17 protein-coding genes are annotated in these 16,511 nt (G+C 64.1%); 6 read left to right on the forward strand and 11 right to left on the reverse strand.

All coding sequences use genetic code 11. The features are described from left to right. Window positions 1–34: 34 nt before the first annotated feature. Window positions 35–880: a glycosyltransferase family 2 protein gene (locus tag ABH945_RS15245; protein WP_429251014.1), complete on the forward strand. Its 846-nt coding sequence runs from the start codon at window positions 35–37 to the stop codon at window positions 878–880. A 39-nt stretch (window positions 881–919) separates the two neighbouring features. Here ABH945_RS15245 and ABH945_RS15250 read toward each other — a convergent pair whose 3' ends face one another. Beyond that, entirely contained in the window at window positions 920–1,240 is a 321-nt protein-coding gene (locus ABH945_RS15250; protein ID WP_429251015.1) for a hypothetical protein, read from the reverse strand. 87 nt (window positions 1,241–1,327) lie between these two features. Beyond that, complete coding sequence (locus ABH945_RS15255; protein ID WP_429251016.1) at window positions 1,328–1,894, reverse strand: ester cyclase; 567 nt, start codon at window positions 1,892–1,894, stop codon at window positions 1,328–1,330. Window positions 1,895–2,099: 205 nt separating this feature from the next. Between ABH945_RS15255 and ABH945_RS15260 the strand changes: the two genes are divergently transcribed. After that, the gene (locus ABH945_RS15260) at window positions 2,100–3,023 is read left to right on the forward strand and encodes a recombination-associated protein RdgC (RefSeq protein ID WP_429251017.1); all 924 of its coding nucleotides are present in this window, start codon (window positions 2,100–2,102) and stop codon (window positions 3,021–3,023) included. Between the two features lie 115 nt (window positions 3,024–3,138). Beyond that, a complete protein-coding gene (locus tag ABH945_RS15265; RefSeq protein ID WP_429251018.1) occupies window positions 3,139–4,542 on the forward strand; it encodes an HdeD family acid-resistance protein in 1,404 nt (467 codons plus the stop codon). Window positions 4,543–4,721: 179 nt separating this feature from the next. On the opposite strand, the gene ABH945_RS15270 is transcribed toward ABH945_RS15265, so the two are convergent. Beyond that, entirely contained in the window at window positions 4,722–4,886 is a 165-nt protein-coding gene (locus ABH945_RS15270) for a hypothetical protein (protein ID WP_171910200.1), read from the reverse strand. Window positions 4,887–5,065: 179 nt separating this feature from the next. Between ABH945_RS15270 and ABH945_RS15275 the strand changes: the two genes are divergently transcribed. Together ABH945_RS15275 and ABH945_RS15280 are read left to right on the forward strand one after the other, a co-directional pair. Then, window positions 5,066–5,869: a transglutaminase-like domain-containing protein gene (locus ABH945_RS15275; protein WP_074763466.1), complete on the forward strand. Its 804-nt coding sequence runs from the start codon at window positions 5,066–5,068 to the stop codon at window positions 5,867–5,869. Window positions 5,870–5,977: 108 nt separating this feature from the next. Continuing rightward, window positions 5,978–6,301, forward strand: coding sequence for a hypothetical protein (locus ABH945_RS15280; RefSeq protein ID WP_429251019.1), 324 nt, complete (start codon window positions 5,978–5,980; stop codon window positions 6,299–6,301). A gap of 21 nt (window positions 6,302–6,322) precedes the next feature. Here the strand turns inward: ABH945_RS15280 and ABH945_RS15285 are convergent, their stop codons facing one another. The 8 genes from ABH945_RS15285 to ABH945_RS15320 all read right to left on the reverse strand — a co-directional run bounded on the left by ABH945_RS15285 (window position 6,323) and on the right by ABH945_RS15320 (window position 15,864). Beyond that, window positions 6,323–7,291, reverse strand: a complete 969-nt coding sequence (locus ABH945_RS15285; protein WP_074763468.1) for a Csu type fimbrial protein — start codon at window positions 7,289–7,291, stop codon at window positions 6,323–6,325. Beyond that, window positions 7,288–9,858 (reverse strand): fimbria/pilus outer membrane usher protein, encoded by a 2,571-nt coding sequence (locus tag ABH945_RS15290; RefSeq protein WP_429251020.1) that lies wholly within the window; start codon window positions 9,856–9,858, stop codon window positions 7,288–7,290. Before ABH945_RS15290 ends, ABH945_RS15285 begins: the two co-directional genes overlap by 4 nt. A 117-nt stretch (window positions 9,859–9,975) precedes the next feature. Beyond that, window positions 9,976–10,731 carry a fimbrial biogenesis chaperone gene (locus tag ABH945_RS15295; RefSeq protein WP_429251021.1) on the reverse strand — a complete coding sequence of 252 codons (756 nt, stop codon included), beginning with the start codon at window positions 10,729–10,731 and terminating at the stop codon, window positions 9,976–9,978. Between the two features lie 17 nt (window positions 10,732–10,748). Further along, complete coding sequence (locus tag ABH945_RS15300) at window positions 10,749–11,273, reverse strand: Csu type fimbrial protein (protein WP_074763470.1); 525 nt, start codon at window positions 11,271–11,273, stop codon at window positions 10,749–10,751. Window positions 11,274–11,766: 493 nt separating this feature from the next. Next, window positions 11,767–12,975, reverse strand: a complete 1,209-nt coding sequence (locus ABH945_RS15305) for an MFS transporter (RefSeq protein ID WP_429251022.1) — start codon at window positions 12,973–12,975, stop codon at window positions 11,767–11,769. A gap of 102 nt (window positions 12,976–13,077) precedes the next feature. Next, a complete protein-coding gene (locus ABH945_RS15310) occupies window positions 13,078–13,554 on the reverse strand; it encodes a VOC family protein (protein ID WP_429251023.1) in 477 nt (158 codons plus the stop codon). Between the two features lie 46 nt (window positions 13,555–13,600). Next, a complete protein-coding gene (locus tag ABH945_RS15315) occupies window positions 13,601–14,068 on the reverse strand; it encodes a VOC family protein (RefSeq protein WP_074763473.1) in 468 nt (155 codons plus the stop codon). A 173-nt stretch (window positions 14,069–14,241) separates the two neighbouring features. Continuing rightward, entirely contained in the window at window positions 14,242–15,864 is a 1,623-nt protein-coding gene (locus tag ABH945_RS15320; RefSeq protein WP_429251024.1) for an SH3 domain-containing protein, read from the reverse strand. Window positions 15,865–16,071: 207 nt separating this feature from the next. Between ABH945_RS15320 and ABH945_RS15325 the strand changes: the two genes are divergently transcribed. Further along, window positions 16,072–16,494 (forward strand): TOBE domain-containing protein, encoded by a 423-nt coding sequence (locus ABH945_RS15325; RefSeq protein ID WP_429251025.1) that lies wholly within the window; start codon window positions 16,072–16,074, stop codon window positions 16,492–16,494. Window positions 16,495–16,511 lie beyond the last annotated feature (17 nt).

The raw sequence follows: 16,511 nt of genomic DNA on the forward strand, positions 1-16,511 counted from the left end.
CCGTCACCCGTCACCCTTACGGAATTGCCATTCGATGTTCTCAATCATCATCCCGACCTGGAACAACCTGCCTTATCTGCGCCTCGTGATCGAGAGCCTGCGACGTCATTCGACGCACTCGCATCAGATCATCGTGCACGTCAACGACGGCTCGGACGGCACGCTCGCGTGGGTGCGCGACGAGGGCATCGAGCACACGGCGTCGCCGGGCAATATCGGCATCTGCCACGCGGTCAACATCGCGGCGGCGCGCGCCACGCACGACTACATCGTCTACATGAACGACGACATGTACTGCTGCCCCGGCTGGGACGACGCGCTGGTCAAGCGCCTCGCGCAGATGCCGGCGGACAACCTGTTCATGCTGTCCGGCACGATGGTCGAGCCGGTCGACTCCGGCAACCCGTGCGTGGTCGTGCAGAACTTCGGCCGCGACGTGGAGAATTTCCGCGCCGAGGAACTCGTCGCCGCCACCCCGAAGCTGGCGCGCGCCGACTGGCGCGGCGCGACATGGCCGCCTACGCTCGTGCATCGCGACTGGTGGTTCAAGGTCGGCGGATATAGCAGCGAATTGAGCCCCGGCATGAGCAGCGACAACGATTTCTCGATGAAGCTGTGGGACGCCGGCTGTCGTGTGTTCGTCGGCGTCGGCGACAGTCTCGTGTATCACTTTCAGCAGAAGAGCACCGGCAAAGTGGTGAAGAACGACGGGCGTCGTCAGTTCCTCAACAAGTGGGGCATGACGCAGGCGACCTTCGACCGCTACTTCCTGCGACGCGGCACGGTCGTGGAAGGCGGGCAGGCGGTGAGCGAGCCTGAGCGCACCGGCCGTCTGCGGCGCGCGCTGCTCAAATCGCGGATCAAGCGGGCATTTAGCTGAGGGTTACTCCTCGCGCGCATTGCACCCGCATTGCACGCATCACACGCCGCCGGTCACCAGCGGCAGCACCGTCAGATCGGGATGCGTGCCTTCCACGATGCTGCGTCCTACGTGAACCCCTTCGTAGAGCGCATCGTCCTTGCTGGCGAAGCTCTCTTCGCCGTCCGCGTGAAACGGCACCGCGTGGCCCGGAATGGCCGGATCGGCGCCCGGATGACAGACATACCCGGCATACGTATAGCGCGCCGGTGGTGCCGACGCCGCGTGGGCGGCATCGGGCGGGTCTTTCTGAAGCGTCACGACGTGAATCTCGAAGCCCTCATAGTCCACCGTCTGCCAGGGTGCGGTTTCGTCGGCCATGGCCGCCTCCGTCTTGGTCGCGTGCCTGTCAGAAAGTCTAGGCGATTTGCATGCACAACGCGGCCCCGGACGGATACGGCAAAACCACTATGGCTTGATCGCGCCGAGCTGTTTGAGCAGCGTGAGGTTGTCCTCCAGGTGCCAGTTTTCGACGATACGGCCGTCTTTCACGCGGTACAGATCGAACGCCTGAAAATCGACTTTCTGGCCGTTGCCTTGCAGATTCTGAAACTGGCCCGTGAAGTGTCCGTAGAAATGCAGGTGGACCGATGCGCGGTCGCCGGCCACCACGAGGTCGTCGATTTCCGCGTGCAGGTCGGGCACTGCCGCCCTGAATCCCTTCGATGCCGTCAGCGGCCCTTGCGGACCCTGCGGCCGGCCGTCCGGCAACGTCCGGTCGACAAACTCGGGCGACAGCGCAAGCTTTGCCCAGGCTTCGTCGCCGGTATTCCAGAAGGCGGCGTAGCGCCGCGCGGTTTGCACGACCGCTTCGCTTTGCGCGGACGTGGTGTCGACGGCGACGTGGTGCGGGACGGGCAGAGCGGTGTCGTCCGTCGCACTTGCGGCATGCGCACTGGAAGCCGCGAGAGCACCGGCGAGACCGACGGCAAGCAGCGCGTGGCGGGCGATCCGGGAAAGTTGGGCGGTAGACATGGCGATCTCCAGAGAAGCTGATTCGGTGAATGAAGTTGATGAAACGCATTCTCCGGCTAACGATTGCATTTGATAATCGGTCTATCGGTTAAAGGATTTTCATTTGAAATTTGAAAATACCATGCAATTTCGTTACCAGCATTCGAGCGCGCCCGGCTCTTCCGTCAGATAGAATGACGCGCTTTGCCCGGAAACGACCTCGCCCATGTGGTTCAAAAACCTTCAGCTTCACCGTCTTCCCGCTCCGTGGTCCGTCACCCCCGAACAGATGCAGAAGTGGCTCGCGCCGCACGCGTTTGCGCCCGGCAACAGCGTCGAGATGCAAAGCCACGGCTGGGCGTCGCCGCGCGATAACGACTCGCTCGTGTACGCGCTCAACGGCCAGATGCTGCTGGTGTTCCGCGCCGAAAAGAAACTGCTGCCCGCGTCGGTCGTCACCCAGGTGACGAAGGAGCGCGCGCTCGAACTCGAAGATCAGCAGGGTTTCAAACCTGGCCGCAAGCAGATGCGCGAACTCAAGGAGCAGGTCACCGACGAACTGCTGCCGCGCGCGTTCAGCATCCGCCGCGATACGCGTGTGTGGATCGATTGCAAAAACGGCTGGCTGGTGATCGATGCGGCGTCGCAAGCCGTTGCCGACGAAGTGCGCGGTCTGCTGGTGAAATCGATCGATCAGTTGCCGCTCGGCACCGTGCGCGTCACGCAATCGCCGGTCGCGGCGATGACGGAGTGGCTGCTTTCCGGCGAAGGCCCCGCGGGCTTCACGCTCGACCAGGACACCGAACTGCGTTCGCCCAACGAGGGCAACGCCACCGTGCGCTATGTCGGACACACGCTGGACGCCGACGATATGCGCCGTCATATCGAAGCCGGCAAGCAGTGCATGCGGCTCGCGATGACGTGGAACGACCGCGTGTCGTTCGTGCTGACGCCGTCGCTGACGATCAAGCGCATTGCGGCACTCGACGTGCTGAAGGAAGCGAGCGACCCCACCGCGCAGAATGACGACGAGCGTTTCGACTCCGACGTCACGCTGATGACCGCCGAACTCGACCGCATGCTGACCCATCTGCTCGACGCGTTGGGCGGCGAACAGGGCGAGGCGATGCCGCAAGCTGCGGCGGCCTGATTCGCCGGAGCATCGCGAAATCGGGCGAGGCGGCATGCCATCGCGTCCGCTGCCGGTATTCTGAATGTGGTTAAGATGACGTTCGGAAGTGCGTACCGGTCACGGAGGGCTTGCGATGGTCCGTCTCGTCATGATCCTGCTGGGCGTCGATTACCTGCGCACTCGCTGGAGATCGTTGCAGATCGTCGGCTGGGTGAGCCTGGTGCTCGGCGTCGTAGTGTTCGTCGACGCCCTCGATAACGCGCTTTATTTCCCGATTACGCCATTTGCGTTGTTGCTGCTGCTCGAAGGCATCGGCACGCTCGCGGTCGCCTGGACCGGCATGGGCGGGCAGCGCACGCTGCGCTACGTGAAGGGTCTCGCGTTCTGCTTCGCGGCGGCGCTGATTCTGGCCGGTCATCATCACGGCAACTTCATTCTGTCGATGATTTTCGGCACGCTGTTTCTGGCCGACGGCGTGCTGCAAATCGTCTCTGCCCGAGTGGTGCGCTACCGCACGTGGCGGCTCGCGGTGGCGGGCGGCGCACTCGAAATCGCGCTGGCGATTTTCTTCTTCCAGCCTTTTCCCACGCATTACGTCGGCACCGTGCCGTATTGCCTCGGCCTCGGCCTGATGTTCGGCGGCTGGAATCTGATTCTGCTGAGCACGCGAGTGCGGCGGCTCGCGTCGAATCCGGCGGTCGCGTCCGGCGATGCACACGCAACGGTCGGCTCGACCACGCGAGGCGTTCCGTTCAAAACCGAATGGGACGGCCCGCCCGCCGCCGACGAAGCCGCGCTCACCGTACACGTGTGGACGCCGGTCGGCTCCGCCAAAAGCGAAGCGCGGCGGCAGCTGATCGTCGACCGCTATATTGCAGCGGTGGATCGCAACGGCGTGATCTCGACCGGCCATGCCGCGCTCGAATCGCCCGAGGGCATTTACATCAGCCTGTACCCGGGCGTCGAAATCGATCGCTCTCCCGACGACTTCACGCGGCTTCTGCGCGCCACCCGCGAGAACGATGTGCCGGGCGTTTTTCAGCCCGATTACGCGACTGAATCGAAGGCGTGGTGTCCGTCGACGATTCAGGTGCGCATCCGCAATTACGATCCCGAGCGCCTGCGCCGTTTCTGGGACGCGTATCGACAGGACACGACTTATAACCTCACGCATCGCAACTGTTCGAGCACGGTCTCGCGCGCACTGGAAGCCGCGATCGAGGGCGCGTCGGCGCGCGTATGGGGCAGTCTCGGCGGATGGCGGCCGTTCTGGCGCGTCGTCACGACACCGGAGTTGTGGGTGGCCGCGCAACTGCGCAAGCGCGCGGCGACGATGGCGTGGACGCCCGGTCTCACGCTCGACTATGCGCGTGCGTTGAGCATGCTGGCCGATCCGCGGCCTTCCGGCTGGGTCAGGATGACGCGGCTCGCTGTGCGGCGGATGATCAGTTCTCGGCAGCAGTGGCGCGACGAAGCGCGTCACGCGCCCGCCGCGCAGGAAGCGACAGGCGGCGCGCGAGGCAGCGTGCAAGAATGAGCGGAGGAGGCCCGGCGTGGTGCAGCGTGGTGCGAAATGACGCACCACGGTGACGGGATCTGCCCAACATCGATGTCGCATCAAAAACGGCAATTGCATCAACGGCTTGCAGGTTTTGCCGGATAGTTATGCACAGATTTGCGAACAGATTCTGTTGATAACTTCCGCGCGTTGCGCAGTTATCCAGATGAACGCTGCAAATGAATATGGCGGGTGTAAGCTGGCCCGTCGTTTTCCCGATCGAGGCTGAGCACCTTCGAGTCCCGTGGTGGTTCGCTGTCGTTCGTCAGCCTTCCCAGGCCCACGCCTTGCTGCACGAATTTCATCCGCTGCGGCAGCGGCATTCGACGCATCCGTCGCGCAGCGCGTCCGCCAATCTGTGATGGCCGCGCGTTTCCAGAATTCCCAAACAGAACAACGCAATCGACCGCGTGCCAAATACCCCGTTTGCGCGGATGTCCACTCACGTCGACATCGTGCGAACGGGAAGCATCAACCGAACGTTTCAATTAGGGGCGCTGCGATGAAATTGCGCGTTGGCTACGAACTGGTCTACGAGTGCGTGCAACCGACGCCGATGTTGTTGATGCTGAACACGCACTTTTCGCACGCGAAAGAGATGCTGAGTCCCGATCTGCTGATGGTCGATCCGCCGTTGCCGATCAGCCAGTATCGCGACGGTTTCGGCAACCTGTGCAGCCGGCTTTTTGCGCCGCCCGGGAAAATTTCTTTCTCGACCAACGCAATGCTCGAGGTGTCGTCCGAACCGGAGCAGCGACCGCCGTTTATCGAGCAGCATCCGGTCGAAGCGTTGCCCAACGACACGTTGATGTTCCTGTTGGGCAGCCGCTATTGCGAAACCGACCTGCTGTCCGAATTCGCGTGGCAGACCTTCGGCTCGCTGCCGCTCGGCCGCGTCCGCGTCGATGCGATCTGTGAGTACGTACACAACCACATCCAGTTCGGCTATGACTTCGCGCGGCCCACCAAAACCGCGTGGCAGGCGTGGCAGGAGCGGCGGGGCGTGTGCCGTGACTACGCGCATCTCGCCGTGGCCCTGTGCCGGGCGATGAACATTCCGGCCCGCTATTGCACCGGCTATATCAGCGATGTCGGTCTGCCGCCGCCCTACGCGCCGATGGATTTTGCCGCGTGGTTCGAGGCGTATATTGGCGGATGCTGGCAAACTTTCGATCCGCGCAATCACGCGCCGCGCACCGGGCGGGTATTGATGGCGCGGGGCCGGGACGCCGCCGACGTCGCGATCAGCAACACGTTCGGGGCCACGCAGTTGCTGAAATTCACCGTGGTGTGCGAGGCGATCTAGTTTTTTGCCGCACCGCAAACCTAAAGTTTCGGGAGAGAAATGCCGACATGTTCGGCATCGACCTTGCATCGTCAACCGATTTACGAACACCGACTCACGAACAGTATGATGTCCCGCAATCTGGCCGCTGCATCGGCGGCAATTTCTCTCGCACTGCTGGCGCCGCCGGCCTCTCAGGCCGCGCCGCTCGGACTGGCCTCGATCAACGTCAGTCTGACGGTGCAGGAAGCCTGCATCGTTCAATCTGCCGACGGCGTGATCGACGCGTTGAATCAGCCGGTCGTGTCCTGCCTTCACGGCGCGCCGTTCCAGATCGGCCAGGCCGGTTTCGATCCGCTTGTCTCCGTCGATCCCGGCGCGGCCCGGTCGGAGCCAGTCGCCTATGCCGCCACCGGCGACGCCCAGCAAACCGTCTGGACCGTCAATTTCTAATACAAGCCAGGTCGCCCGTCCTCAGAAGCTGATCGTCGCGGTAATCGAGTCGCTGTAGCTGCCGGGCATCGGCGTGCTCTGCGCCGGTACGAGCCCATACACGCTGATCGACACCGGATTGCCCGTGCCGGTGCCGGTTGCCATCGAGGTGCCCGCGCTGCCGTTCCCCCACGCGGTCGCATGTCCCGAATCCACGTAAAGCTGGTAATTCACCGCGCCGCCGCCGCCCGAGCGCTGCATCTGACGGGCGGCGACGTTGTTGGTCGAGCCGCCGCTCAGCGCGATCTGGAACGCATCGCCATTGGTGCAGCGAGCCGTGATCGCGCCGGTCGCGCTCAACGCGGACTTAAGCACGCCGCTTGCGGTGAACGCGATGTTCGTCGCGCTGATCAGGCAATTGTTGGTCACCATTGCGGTGACATTGAATGCGCCGCCGGCGCTGCTGGTCGTCGCGCCGGCGCATCCCGGCGACAGAAGCAGGAAGAACGCGTAATTCACCGTGAGCTGCGAGTCGAGGTCCGAATAGGTGGTGGTGCTGTTGCCGGTGGTCGGCACGGTCGGCTGGTTCGAGGCTACCTGGCCGTAGTAATTCACGGTCGTCGAGGTAGTCACGCCGGTTAACGGTTTGTCGAGAATCAGCGAAATCGGCGTGGTGCCGAGTGCGGTCGATCCCCACGCGATCGAGTTGTTGGTGTCCTGATACAGGCCGTATTGCAACTGGTTGCTGCCGCTCAGCATCGAGCGGACAACCGGGCCGGCCATGTTCAGGCAGACCTGCACGCTGGGCAGCAGCGTGACCGAGGGCCATGTGCATTGAACGAGAATGCTGCCGGTTGCGGACACCGGGCTAAGCGCGATCGGGCTGACACTGCCGAAACTCAGCGCGGACGGCGTCGCCGAGCAGGTTTGCGCGCTGGCGGCGCGCGGCAGCAGGCCGAGTAGCGCGCACAGGCCGAGCAGCACGACGAGACGCAGCACGGCCCGTCTCATTGCGCCGCCGATGTGGTGGCTGCGGGCGGTGCCGTCCGCGCGGGTTGGGCTTCGCTGCCGGAGGCACGGCTGGTTGCTCCGGAGCGGCAGGTCAACGGGCCGATGGTCGGCAGCGTGCCGTCGGCGGGGCGCTCGTAGGTGAATTCGACAGCGCATCGCACGGCGCCGTGGCCGTCGCCGTCACCGCCGTTTTCGATCTCCAGATGGTTGTCCCGCTGCAGCTTCTCGATGAACGTCAAACCGTCATAGCCGACGATCGTGTCGGCGCCGCTTTCCACGTGATGCACGCGGGTGCCCGGCGGCATCAGCTTGCCGTCCGCCTCACGCAAAATGATCGAAGCCGCGCTGTAACGCGACATGCGGAAGCTCGCCAGCACCCCCGCGTGCGACTTCGGCACCAGATCCATCGAAACGGAAGCAATGCGCGCGTCGGCGGGAAGATTCATGCTGTCGATCGCGACCTGGTTGTGCTGGTACGCGTTCAGATCAGGAATCAGCAAATGCCCCCCGCTGTCGGTCGTGCCGATTACGCGGTTTTCGTGCAGCACCGGCACGTTCGGGACGCCGTCGGTGGACACCAGCGCAAAGCCGTCGTCGATCCGGCGGGCCGGCTGCACGGTACCGTCCATGAACACCACGGCGCCGCTCATGTCGAGCGACGCGCTCGCCTGCCGGTCGATGTCCTGCGCGATGGCTGTCACCTCGCCGTATTTGCCGAGATATTGCCCTTGCGCCTGCCGGTACGGTATCGCGCCCGTTCCGCCTGCCTGCACGCCCCAGCCCCAGCCGCCCGCGTAATCGGGTGGCCGCTGCGCATTGAGGTTGTAGGTGGACTGGCCGTTCTGCCGGCCCACGCTCGTGTTGATCGCGGTGTTGTTGCCGAGGCCGAAGCTCGCGGTCAGAAACACGCCTTGCGAATCGTGCTGGAGAAAATCCTTGTAGGTGCTCAACGTCAGCGACGCGAGGTTGCCGAAGTTCACCGTGTACGACAGGGAGCCGATCCGCGAAGAAGGAATGCCCGGAAAGCGGTAGCCGATGTAGCTGAGCGAGACCGTCTGACGGCTGAAGAAAGGCAGCGCCAGCGTCACCCGGTCGGTGGCGGTGGGCACGGGGGTGCCGTCGCGCGCGCCGAGGTCGCCGTAGTTGCCGTAGGCGCGCAAGGTCTGCGCATCGATCGAGAAGTGCGGCTCGATCAGTTGATAGCCGATGCCGACCTGGGTGCCGTTCAGCTTGCCCGCGCTCCCCGACACCGAACCGCTGACCACGCCCGCCATGCCCATCCGCACCAGCCCGCCCGCGCCCGCGTTGACGAGTCCGCCGGTGGCTTCGGCGTGGCCTTCCAGCGTCAGCGAATCGGTGACGCCGCGCCGCGCGGTGACGCTCACCGCCGGACGCGGATCGTACGAAAACGAATCGACACCGTAATTGCGGCGCAGGAAACCCGCTTCGAACGAATAGCTCGACAGACCTGCAGCCAGCATGCGGGTGTCGACATAGAGCGGCAGCGTGGTCGAAATCGTGCGGCCTAGCGCGTCGTGCGTGATCACCGTCGCTTCGCCCGCGCCGGTGATGCCCGGCACGTTGTTGACGATGAACGGTCCGCTCGGCACGTTGCCGGTGAATTGCCGCACGTTGTTGATATACAGATCCACCGCCGACGGCACCACAGCGGTCCCCGACAGTGACTGCAGCGGGAAGGTCACGAGGTCGGGGCGCAGCGCGAAGTTGCTGCGCCACTGGAAACCGGCGATCCGAAACGAGCGGGTCCAGTCGAGCGACGACGAGATGGTGTCGCCGATCTGCGTGGTGCTGAGCGTCGCGGGGTTGGACATGCTCCACGACGTGTCGTAGCGGACGTAGCGGTGCAGGTCGCTGTACAGGTACGCGATGCCGGTGTTGCTCAGCACGCCGGTCGGGTCGAAGTAGCGTTCTTCGCTCCACAGCGCGAGTTGCGCATTGGATTGAGTCTGGGCAAACGCGTCGTAGTTGATCAGAAAGCCGCGCGACGAGGTCGCGTTCGGCGTCTGCGTCAGCTCGCGCGTGTCGAACGTGTACGGCTTGCGGATCGCGTCGGGCACCACCAGGTCGATGCTTTGCGCGGCTGCGTCGTAGTGGTAGCGCAGGCCCGCGATCTGGTCGAGTTCGAGCGATGCGCTGTCGGCGGCGCCGAGCTTGTCGGTGGCGATGCCGATGTCGCTTAGATCTTTCGCGTTCGCGCTGAGCTTGCCGTCCTGCTCGCGAAAGCGTGAGATCAACGAAGTGCGCTGGCCGTTGAGCATGACTTCGAGATACAGGTCACGGCCCGCTACGGCGCGTGCTGAGGTTTTGATTGGGGCGGGTTGGGTGCTGGGTCCGCCGAGGTCAATGCCTGCCGGGACGCCTGCTGCAGCACTCGCCGCGACAACCGCTCCCGCTGTAACACCCGCCGCGACGCGCGCATCGACGCCGGTATCCGCGAATTGCAACGGGGCTTGCGCGGCGGCCCGCTGCGCACCCAGCAGATAAAGCAGTGTCGCGAGCGCAATGGCATGCGGCCTCCATCCATGACGTTTTTGCCGTCGTGTCATTCTCATTGGTTTCGTGGCGCTGCATCGTGTCCGTTCCTATGGGCGCGGCGCGGTCGAATTCCGCAGCCGGCCTCGCCTGACGACGGGCGAGGAGGCCAGCCGGTGTCGGGCGCGTACTCACTCGACTGCCACGGCGGCTTCGGCCGGCAGCGAGTTGACTGCTGCCCGCACCTTCAGCGGACCGCTCTGCGCGACGTTGTCCGGCAGCGTGACCTGCCAGTGCCGTTCGCGTCCGGCGAGCGCGTAGCCGAGCAGGCCCTTGTTGATCGGATAGGCGTTGCCGGCGTGATCGATCAGCTGCACGGCGGCGATCTGCGCGCGCTTGCCGCCCGCGTTGTCGACGCGCAGCGTCCAGTGCTGGGCGTCGCGCGACAGATGCCAGGACAGCCGGGGCTGACCGGTATCGACGGCGGGTTCGACGAACACCGGCACCGAGTAGCGCAAGCGGATCGTCACGCCGCTGGTCGGCGCGGTGTCCGGTTCGGGCAACTCGTCGATCAGCACGCGATACCCCTGCTCGGCGGAGGTGGGCGCGGGCATGGTGCGGACCAGCCGTACCAGTTGATCGGCATGCGCGGCGATCTGGATCAGCGGCGGGCTGGCGACGAGCTCCTGGGTGGGCGTGAGCGTGTCCTCACCGTCCGCCTGATCCCAGCGGAACACGCGCACCTGGCCGAACAAAGGCTTCTCGCCAGGATTCTTCAGCGTGATGCCGGTCGCGTTCGCCTCGGCCGGCAGATCGACCATTACCGGCGAGATCTGCAGCGTCGCGGCGTGGGCGGACAGCAAGCCCAGACTCCACGCACACGCACCTGCACACACACTGGCGACGAGTCGCCGGCGTAGCGCCCTCTGGTTCCGCGTCGCGCTCATGGCGCTCGCGCGGCCCGTCAAAAGTAGACCGTGGCGGTGACGGTGGTCTGATAGGTATCAGGCTTCGGGGTGGATTGCGCGGGCACCTGACCGTACACGGTGATTGGCTGCGCCGTGCCGCTGCCCGTGCCGCTGACCGTGTTGGTGCCCTGCGTGTTGCCCCACAGCACCGTGTGGCCGGCGTCCTGGTAAAGCCCGAAGCCCACGGTGGTAGTGGTGTTGCCGGTGGCCGTGCCGGCCATCAGCCGGGCGGTCACCGACGAACCGGTGACCGTGCCCGCGTCGAGCCCGACGTTGTACGGCGTGGTGTTGGTGCAGGTGACCGAGACCGTGGTCTGCTGGTTGATGGCGGTGGCGAGCACGCCGTTGCTGCCGAAGTTCAGCGGCGTGGCGGCGATCGAGCAGTTCGCGTTGAGCGTGAGTGTGACGGTGAAGGTGGCGATCGCCGTGCCGTTGGAGTACGTCGCGGCGCTCGCGAGCTGCAACGGCAAACCGAACGTCAATGCGACGATCAGTCCGGATGACAGCAATTTTCGTTTCATTGTGCAACCTCTCTCAGGCTCCCGGAACACCGGTTTTCCATTTTCATGGTCATCCTGAATCGGGTCGCCGGACAGCGCGCTCAATTGCGGACGATTTCCATGCTGGATAATTGAATTGTGATTGGTGCTATTTGGTTTTATTGCGATTACTGAAATCAGTCTACACACACTTTTTGGTTCATACAAATTATTGCGCGTCGTCATTGAGGCGCGAGGGCCATGCGGGATATAGGGTTGACACCGATTCAGCAACGCGGAGGGGTAAATGTTTCTTAATCACCGTCATGCGAAAATACCTGAGTCAAGGTAATTTTTTCTAAACGGCATGAGTGCCGGATATCGAAAGACCGTTTAATTAATGGGTAAATATGCGATTGGAATGGCTATTAAAATGCGGAATGACTTGATTCGCGATATTGAAAAGGGCGTTTGAATGGCGAGTGGCGGAGTCTGCCGCTTTTAATGAAGAACTACAGATAAAACAGAGACGCTGTCATTTTCCGGGCGGCATTGCGTGCCTGCGTCGCAACAGCATTGAGCCGACTGTCACCGCCATGCCGATGCCGCCCATCGTCAGCGCAAGTCCCACGATCAGCGGGCCGGTTTGCGTGCGAGCCGGAAACAGCGTGACCAGCAAGCCGGCGAGCGGCTGCGTGAGGTTGTTCAGCAGGATCACTACGCCGGTCGTCTTGCCGAAGTCCTGCGGCGGAATAATCCGCTGACGCGCGCTGCGGATGTAGACGTTGAACATCTTGTCGAAGCCGACGATCAGCAGAAAGCCGAGCGCGTAACCCCACGGCGCGGCACTCGCCCCGGCGATCACGCCGCCCACGCAGATCGACACGAAGGCGACGCGGCCGAGCGTGCGTGCCGGCCACGCGGTGCGCGCGATGGTCAGCAGAATCAGCACCGTGGCGACCGCGCCCGCAGTTTGCAACACCGCGTAGTAGCGGTTCGACTGCGCGTGGAAGCCGGTGACCATCGCGGCCGAGGTGGCGAGTGTCACGCCGATCACCAGATTTTCAGCCGCCGCGAGCAGCACGATCTTTTTGAGGCCGGGCAGCATCGCCACGTGGCGCAGCGCGATGCGCAATGGCAGGCTCCAGTGTCCTGCGGGGCCGGGCGGCAGCCGGTTGCCGGTGAAGCCGCTCGCGCGTTGCCACAGGAACAGCGCGCCGTCGGCGAGAAGAAACAGCAGGCCGGTTGCCGCGACCACCCATGGCCAGCGCCACAGGCCGAGCAGCATCGCGGCCAGCATCGGACCGAGCACGAAGCCCAACTGGTCGGCGAGTTGTGAGTAGGCGAGTACGCGTTGAAACTGTTGCGTGCTGAAGATTTGCGGCAGCATGACTTCGCGCGCGACAAGCCCCTGGCTCGTCAGCACGCCAGCTATCGCCGACAGCGCGATCAGCCAGCCGATCCCGCCGAACAGTGCATAGCCGAGCATCCCGCCGAAACACACGAGCGCGCGCACGGTCTGACTGACCCGCATCAGCCGAAGCGGCGAGACGCGGTCGCACAAAGCGCCGAAGAAGGGGAACACCAGGTAGCGCGGCAGCGTTTCGATGAAGAACGCCAGGCCCGACCACGAGACCTGGCGTGTCGTCTGGAATACGACTAGCGGGACGAGAAAGAGCAGGATCTGATCGGCGAGACGCGCGACAAACAGCGAGCAGAAAAAGGCCTGATGGTTGACGCGCACCGTGAATGTCCCGCCGCTGATGGATAGAAATGAGCCCGACTACGGGCCGAGACCGATCCTATCAAAGTTGGCTGCCTGAACAGGAAGGCCGGACCGGCTCGCCTATTCACCCCGATACGCACGCTCCAGTTGCGCGAGATCGAGCTTGACCATCTTCATCATCGCTGCCATCACACGGCTCGCTTTGGCGTCGTCCGGGTCGCGCAGCATGTCGCCGAGCGAGTCGGGCACGATCTGCCAGGAAATGCCGAAGCGGTCCTTCAACCAGCCGCATTGCCACGGCGAACCGCCGCCTTCGGTGAGCTTCGTCCAGTATCGGTCGACCTCTTCCTGCGACGCGCAATGCACGAACAGCGAAATGGCGGGCGTGAAGGTAAATTGCGGACCGCCGTTTAGCGCCATGAACTCCTGACCCTCGATCTCGAACGTGATGGCGAGCACCTTGCCCTTGGGCCCCGGACCCGCTTCCGGGTAATGCATCGTGGTGACGATTCGCGAAGCGGAAAACACCGACATATAGAACTCTGCAGCCTCTTCGGCATTGCCGTTGAACCACAGACACGGCGCAATCTTTTGCATGACGTTCCTCCTGCGGACCGGCGCATGGGCTGCACCGGTCCGCGAGTTATTTCATCGCCGAGGCCATGGCCTGCTGGATTTCGTCCGGGCTCATGTCGCGCGTGTGGGTGGCGAGCGACCAGCGATGGCCGAACGGGTCCAGCAACTGGCCGTAGCGGTCGCCCCAGAACATGTCGGTGACGGGCAGCGTGACGGTCGCGCCGGCATCGACGGCCTGTTTGAAACTTGCGTCGACGTCCTGCACATAGTGGTGGATCGTGACCGGCGTGCCCTTCAGCGTGGCCGGGCCGAACGCCTGGTGCTCGGGCCATTCGTCGGTCAGCATCAGCATGGAGTCGCCGATTTTCAGGCACGCGTGCATCACCTTGCCGCCGGGACCGGGCAGACGGAACTGTTCGACGGCGTTGAAGGCTTTCGTGTAGAACGCGATGGCTTCTGCGGCGTTCGCGCAGATCAGGTACGGCGTGAGCGAATGCATCCCGTCCGGGATCGGTTTGACAGCGGGGCTGGTCATGACGGCGACTCCTTGAAGTAGCAGATTCACAAGTTAAAGACTGGCTGCGTGAGGTGAGTCAGTGGCGCGCCAGGCCTTCAACATTACGACGACTACATGACCGGTGAATCGACATTCCGGAAAAAATATTTTCCGGAGCGCGCCGGTTTTGCGAGCCGCGACCCGCGTCCGCTTCAGCCCGCCGGGTTGTCCTCGTCGGATGGCGCGGCGGACGGCGCCGTCGGCGCACCGTCCGGCGTGCCGAGAATGCTGATCTGGAAGATCGGAGTGGCCGCCAGCGATTGCAGCGTGGCGTCCTCGGGAATGTGTTCGAACAGCGGCAGGATCACCGAGCCGCCGATCACCGCGCGCCGGCTGTCGTCGGCGGGCCGCAGGCCCCACACGTCCTGATACACGACCGGCACTGCGACGCCATTGCGGGTCGTGTTGCCGATATACAGCATCACGTGGCCGCCGATATAGATCAGCGTGCGCAGCGGCACGCCGTGTTGCGCGAGGTAGTCGAGCCGTTGCGCGGGCGTCGACGCAGACAGATCGGTCATGCTGCCCGCGTTCATCTGCGTCGACGAATGGCGCGGCAGCCACACGCCGAACACCGCGAAAATGCTTTGCAGTTCCGACGAACAGTCGTTGTAGAACCCGCTGTTGCCCCAGCCGTACGGGCGGCCGATCAGCGTTTTCATCAGCATGGCGAGGTGACGCGGCGTGGCGGCGAGCGGCATCGGCGCGATTTGCGTGTCGTTCAGCGTTGCACTGCGGATGATCGCGTGGCCGTCGACGTCGCGAGCGGGGACAAGCACGGCGAGCGGGACGTCTGTATTGTCCGCCGACGCCTGCTGCGGTTCGCCCTTGACGGAGGACAGCGGCAACATCGTCCCGGCGGGCGCGTCGAAGCGGAACACGCCACGGCTGTCGCGCACCGGCGCCGAAGCCACGGTCACCGCGCCGAGCGATCGGGCCGTCGCCGCGCGCCACGTGTCGACGAAGCGGTCGTCCGCGAGCGCGACGTTTTCGCTGCGCACCCAGCCCTGCACATCGGGCGTCTGCACGTAGGACCATGCGCCGTCGACGCTGCCGCCCAGCACATACAGCGGCGTGCCCGGCCGCACCGCCGAAATCTGCAGATTGTCGAACGGGTAGCCTTCGCCGGCCAGACGGTGATCGTAGAACGACGGGTCGAGGGTCGGCAGTTCGCGCACCAGCAGGTTGCCTGAGGCGATGGCGCGCCGCTCGGGCTGATAGACCGCGTTCTGCGTAAATTGCCCGACGTTCATGTTGCGCGCGATCGTGTCGATCCACGCCTTGTCGTGCGGACGGAAATTCTCGCCGTAGCCGAGCGCCGCGCCGCTCTTGCCGCTGTTGTCGAATCGCTCGATGCGCCGCTGCTGCAGCGCGGCAATGTCGGCCCCTTGTTGCCGGAAGACGCGCATCGTCACGTAAGCGGCATTCCACGGCGACGCCGCAGTCGTGCCGGTGCCGAAATAGCGCGCGTACAACGCCAGGAAGTGCGCCTGCTGATCGGCGGGACTCAGGAACGGACGATCGTAGGCCGGGCTGTCGGGGTCGATCCAGTGGTCGACGTTCTGGTCGTAACCGGCGATCGGGAACAGCGAGACGGTATCGACGGGAACGTGCGCATCGCGCGTCGGCGACGGGTTGCCGCACGCGGCGAGGGTCGCGAGGGCGCCGCCCAGCACGGCGGCGCGGCAGATATGCGCCCACCGCACGGACGCAGCAAACGACGCAGACGACGCAACTAAAAAGGCAAGACGGCGGGACAGGGCGGCGACGGACATGACGTATGACGTTAGGCGAAGTAGTTCCAGGGGCACGATGATACGGTGTCCGCACACCGGAGACGTGTTGCGCGGATGCCGCGTAATGAACCTATAGATACAACGTTTATATGGTTTCATCGGGGTTCGTCGAATTTTCACAACAGCGGCCGCACGCTCGTGCCGGACCGCCCAGCCCGCCAGATCGGGATCAACCAGGAGCACACCATGCAAACCAGCGCACGCAACCAATTCGCCGGCGAAGTCACCGAAGTCAAACACGGCGCCGTGAACGACGAAATCACGCTTCGCACTCAGGACGGTCTCGAGATCGTCGCGATCATCACGCACGGCAGCGCGACGTCGCTCGGACTCGCTGCGGGCAAGAAGGCGTTTGCGCTGGTCAAGGCGTCGTCGGTGATCGTGATGGTCGATGTCGCGGCGCATCAGGTGTCGGCGCGCAATTGCGTTGCGGGAACCGTCTCGACGGTGACGAAGGGCGCGGTGAACGCCGAGGTCACGATCAGCGCGGGCGGCGCGCAGATCGCGGCGATCATCACGAACGAGAGCGTCGAGCGTTTGGGCCTGGCGAACGGCAAACCGGCGACCGCGATTTTCAAGGCGTCGAGCGTGATCATCGGCGTGGATTGAGGTCGATCGAGCTTCGG

Source organism: Paraburkholderia sp. GAS333 (genome assembly GCF_050435665.1).
Taxonomy (GTDB): Bacteria; Pseudomonadota; Gammaproteobacteria; order Burkholderiales; family Burkholderiaceae; genus Paraburkholderia; species Paraburkholderia fungorum_A.

Bases quoted from the DNA above. Each gene is read 5' to 3' on its own strand.
- ABH945_RS15265 (WP_429251018.1), top strand. From the start codon at position 3,139: ATGGTCCGTCTCGTCATGATCCTGCTGGGCGTCGATTACCTGCGCACT.
- ABH945_RS15270 (WP_171910200.1), bottom strand. From the start codon at position 4,886: ATGCCGCTGCCGCAGCGGATGAAATTCGTGCAGCAAGGCGTGGGCCTG.
- ABH945_RS15250 (WP_429251015.1), bottom strand. From the start codon at position 1,240: ATGGCCGACGAAACCGCACCCTGGCAGACGGTGGACTATGAGGGCTTC.
- ABH945_RS15300 (WP_074763470.1), bottom strand. From the start codon at position 11,273: ATGAAACGAAAATTGCTGTCATCCGGACTGATCGTCGCATTGACGTTC.
- ABH945_RS15245 (WP_429251014.1), top strand. From the start codon at position 35: ATGTTCTCAATCATCATCCCGACCTGGAACAACCTGCCTTATCTGCGC.
- ABH945_RS15325 (WP_429251025.1), top strand. From the start codon at position 16,072: ATGCAAACCAGCGCACGCAACCAATTCGCCGGCGAAGTCACCGAAGTC.
- ABH945_RS15280 (WP_429251019.1), top strand. From the start codon at position 5,978: ATGTCCCGCAATCTGGCCGCTGCATCGGCGGCAATTTCTCTCGCACTG.
- ABH945_RS15275 (WP_074763466.1), top strand. From the start codon at position 5,066: ATGAAATTGCGCGTTGGCTACGAACTGGTCTACGAGTGCGTGCAACCG.
- ABH945_RS15255 (WP_429251016.1), bottom strand. From the start codon at position 1,894: ATGTCTACCGCCCAACTTTCCCGGATCGCCCGCCACGCGCTGCTTGCC.
- ABH945_RS15260 (WP_429251017.1), top strand. From the start codon at position 2,100: ATGTGGTTCAAAAACCTTCAGCTTCACCGTCTTCCCGCTCCGTGGTCC.
- ABH945_RS15290 (WP_429251020.1), bottom strand. From the start codon at position 9,858: ATGACACGACGGCAAAAACGTCATGGATGGAGGCCGCATGCCATTGCG.
- ABH945_RS15315 (WP_074763473.1), bottom strand. From the start codon at position 14,068: ATGACCAGCCCCGCTGTCAAACCGATCCCGGACGGGATGCATTCGCTC.
- ABH945_RS15320 (WP_429251024.1), bottom strand. From the start codon at position 15,864: ATGTCCGTCGCCGCCCTGTCCCGCCGTCTTGCCTTTTTAGTTGCGTCG.
- ABH945_RS15285 (WP_074763468.1), bottom strand. From the start codon at position 7,291: ATGAGACGGGCCGTGCTGCGTCTCGTCGTGCTGCTCGGCCTGTGCGCG.
- ABH945_RS15295 (WP_429251021.1), bottom strand. From the start codon at position 10,731: ATGAGCGCGACGCGGAACCAGAGGGCGCTACGCCGGCGACTCGTCGCC.
- ABH945_RS15310 (WP_429251023.1), bottom strand. From the start codon at position 13,554: ATGCAAAAGATTGCGCCGTGTCTGTGGTTCAACGGCAATGCCGAAGAG.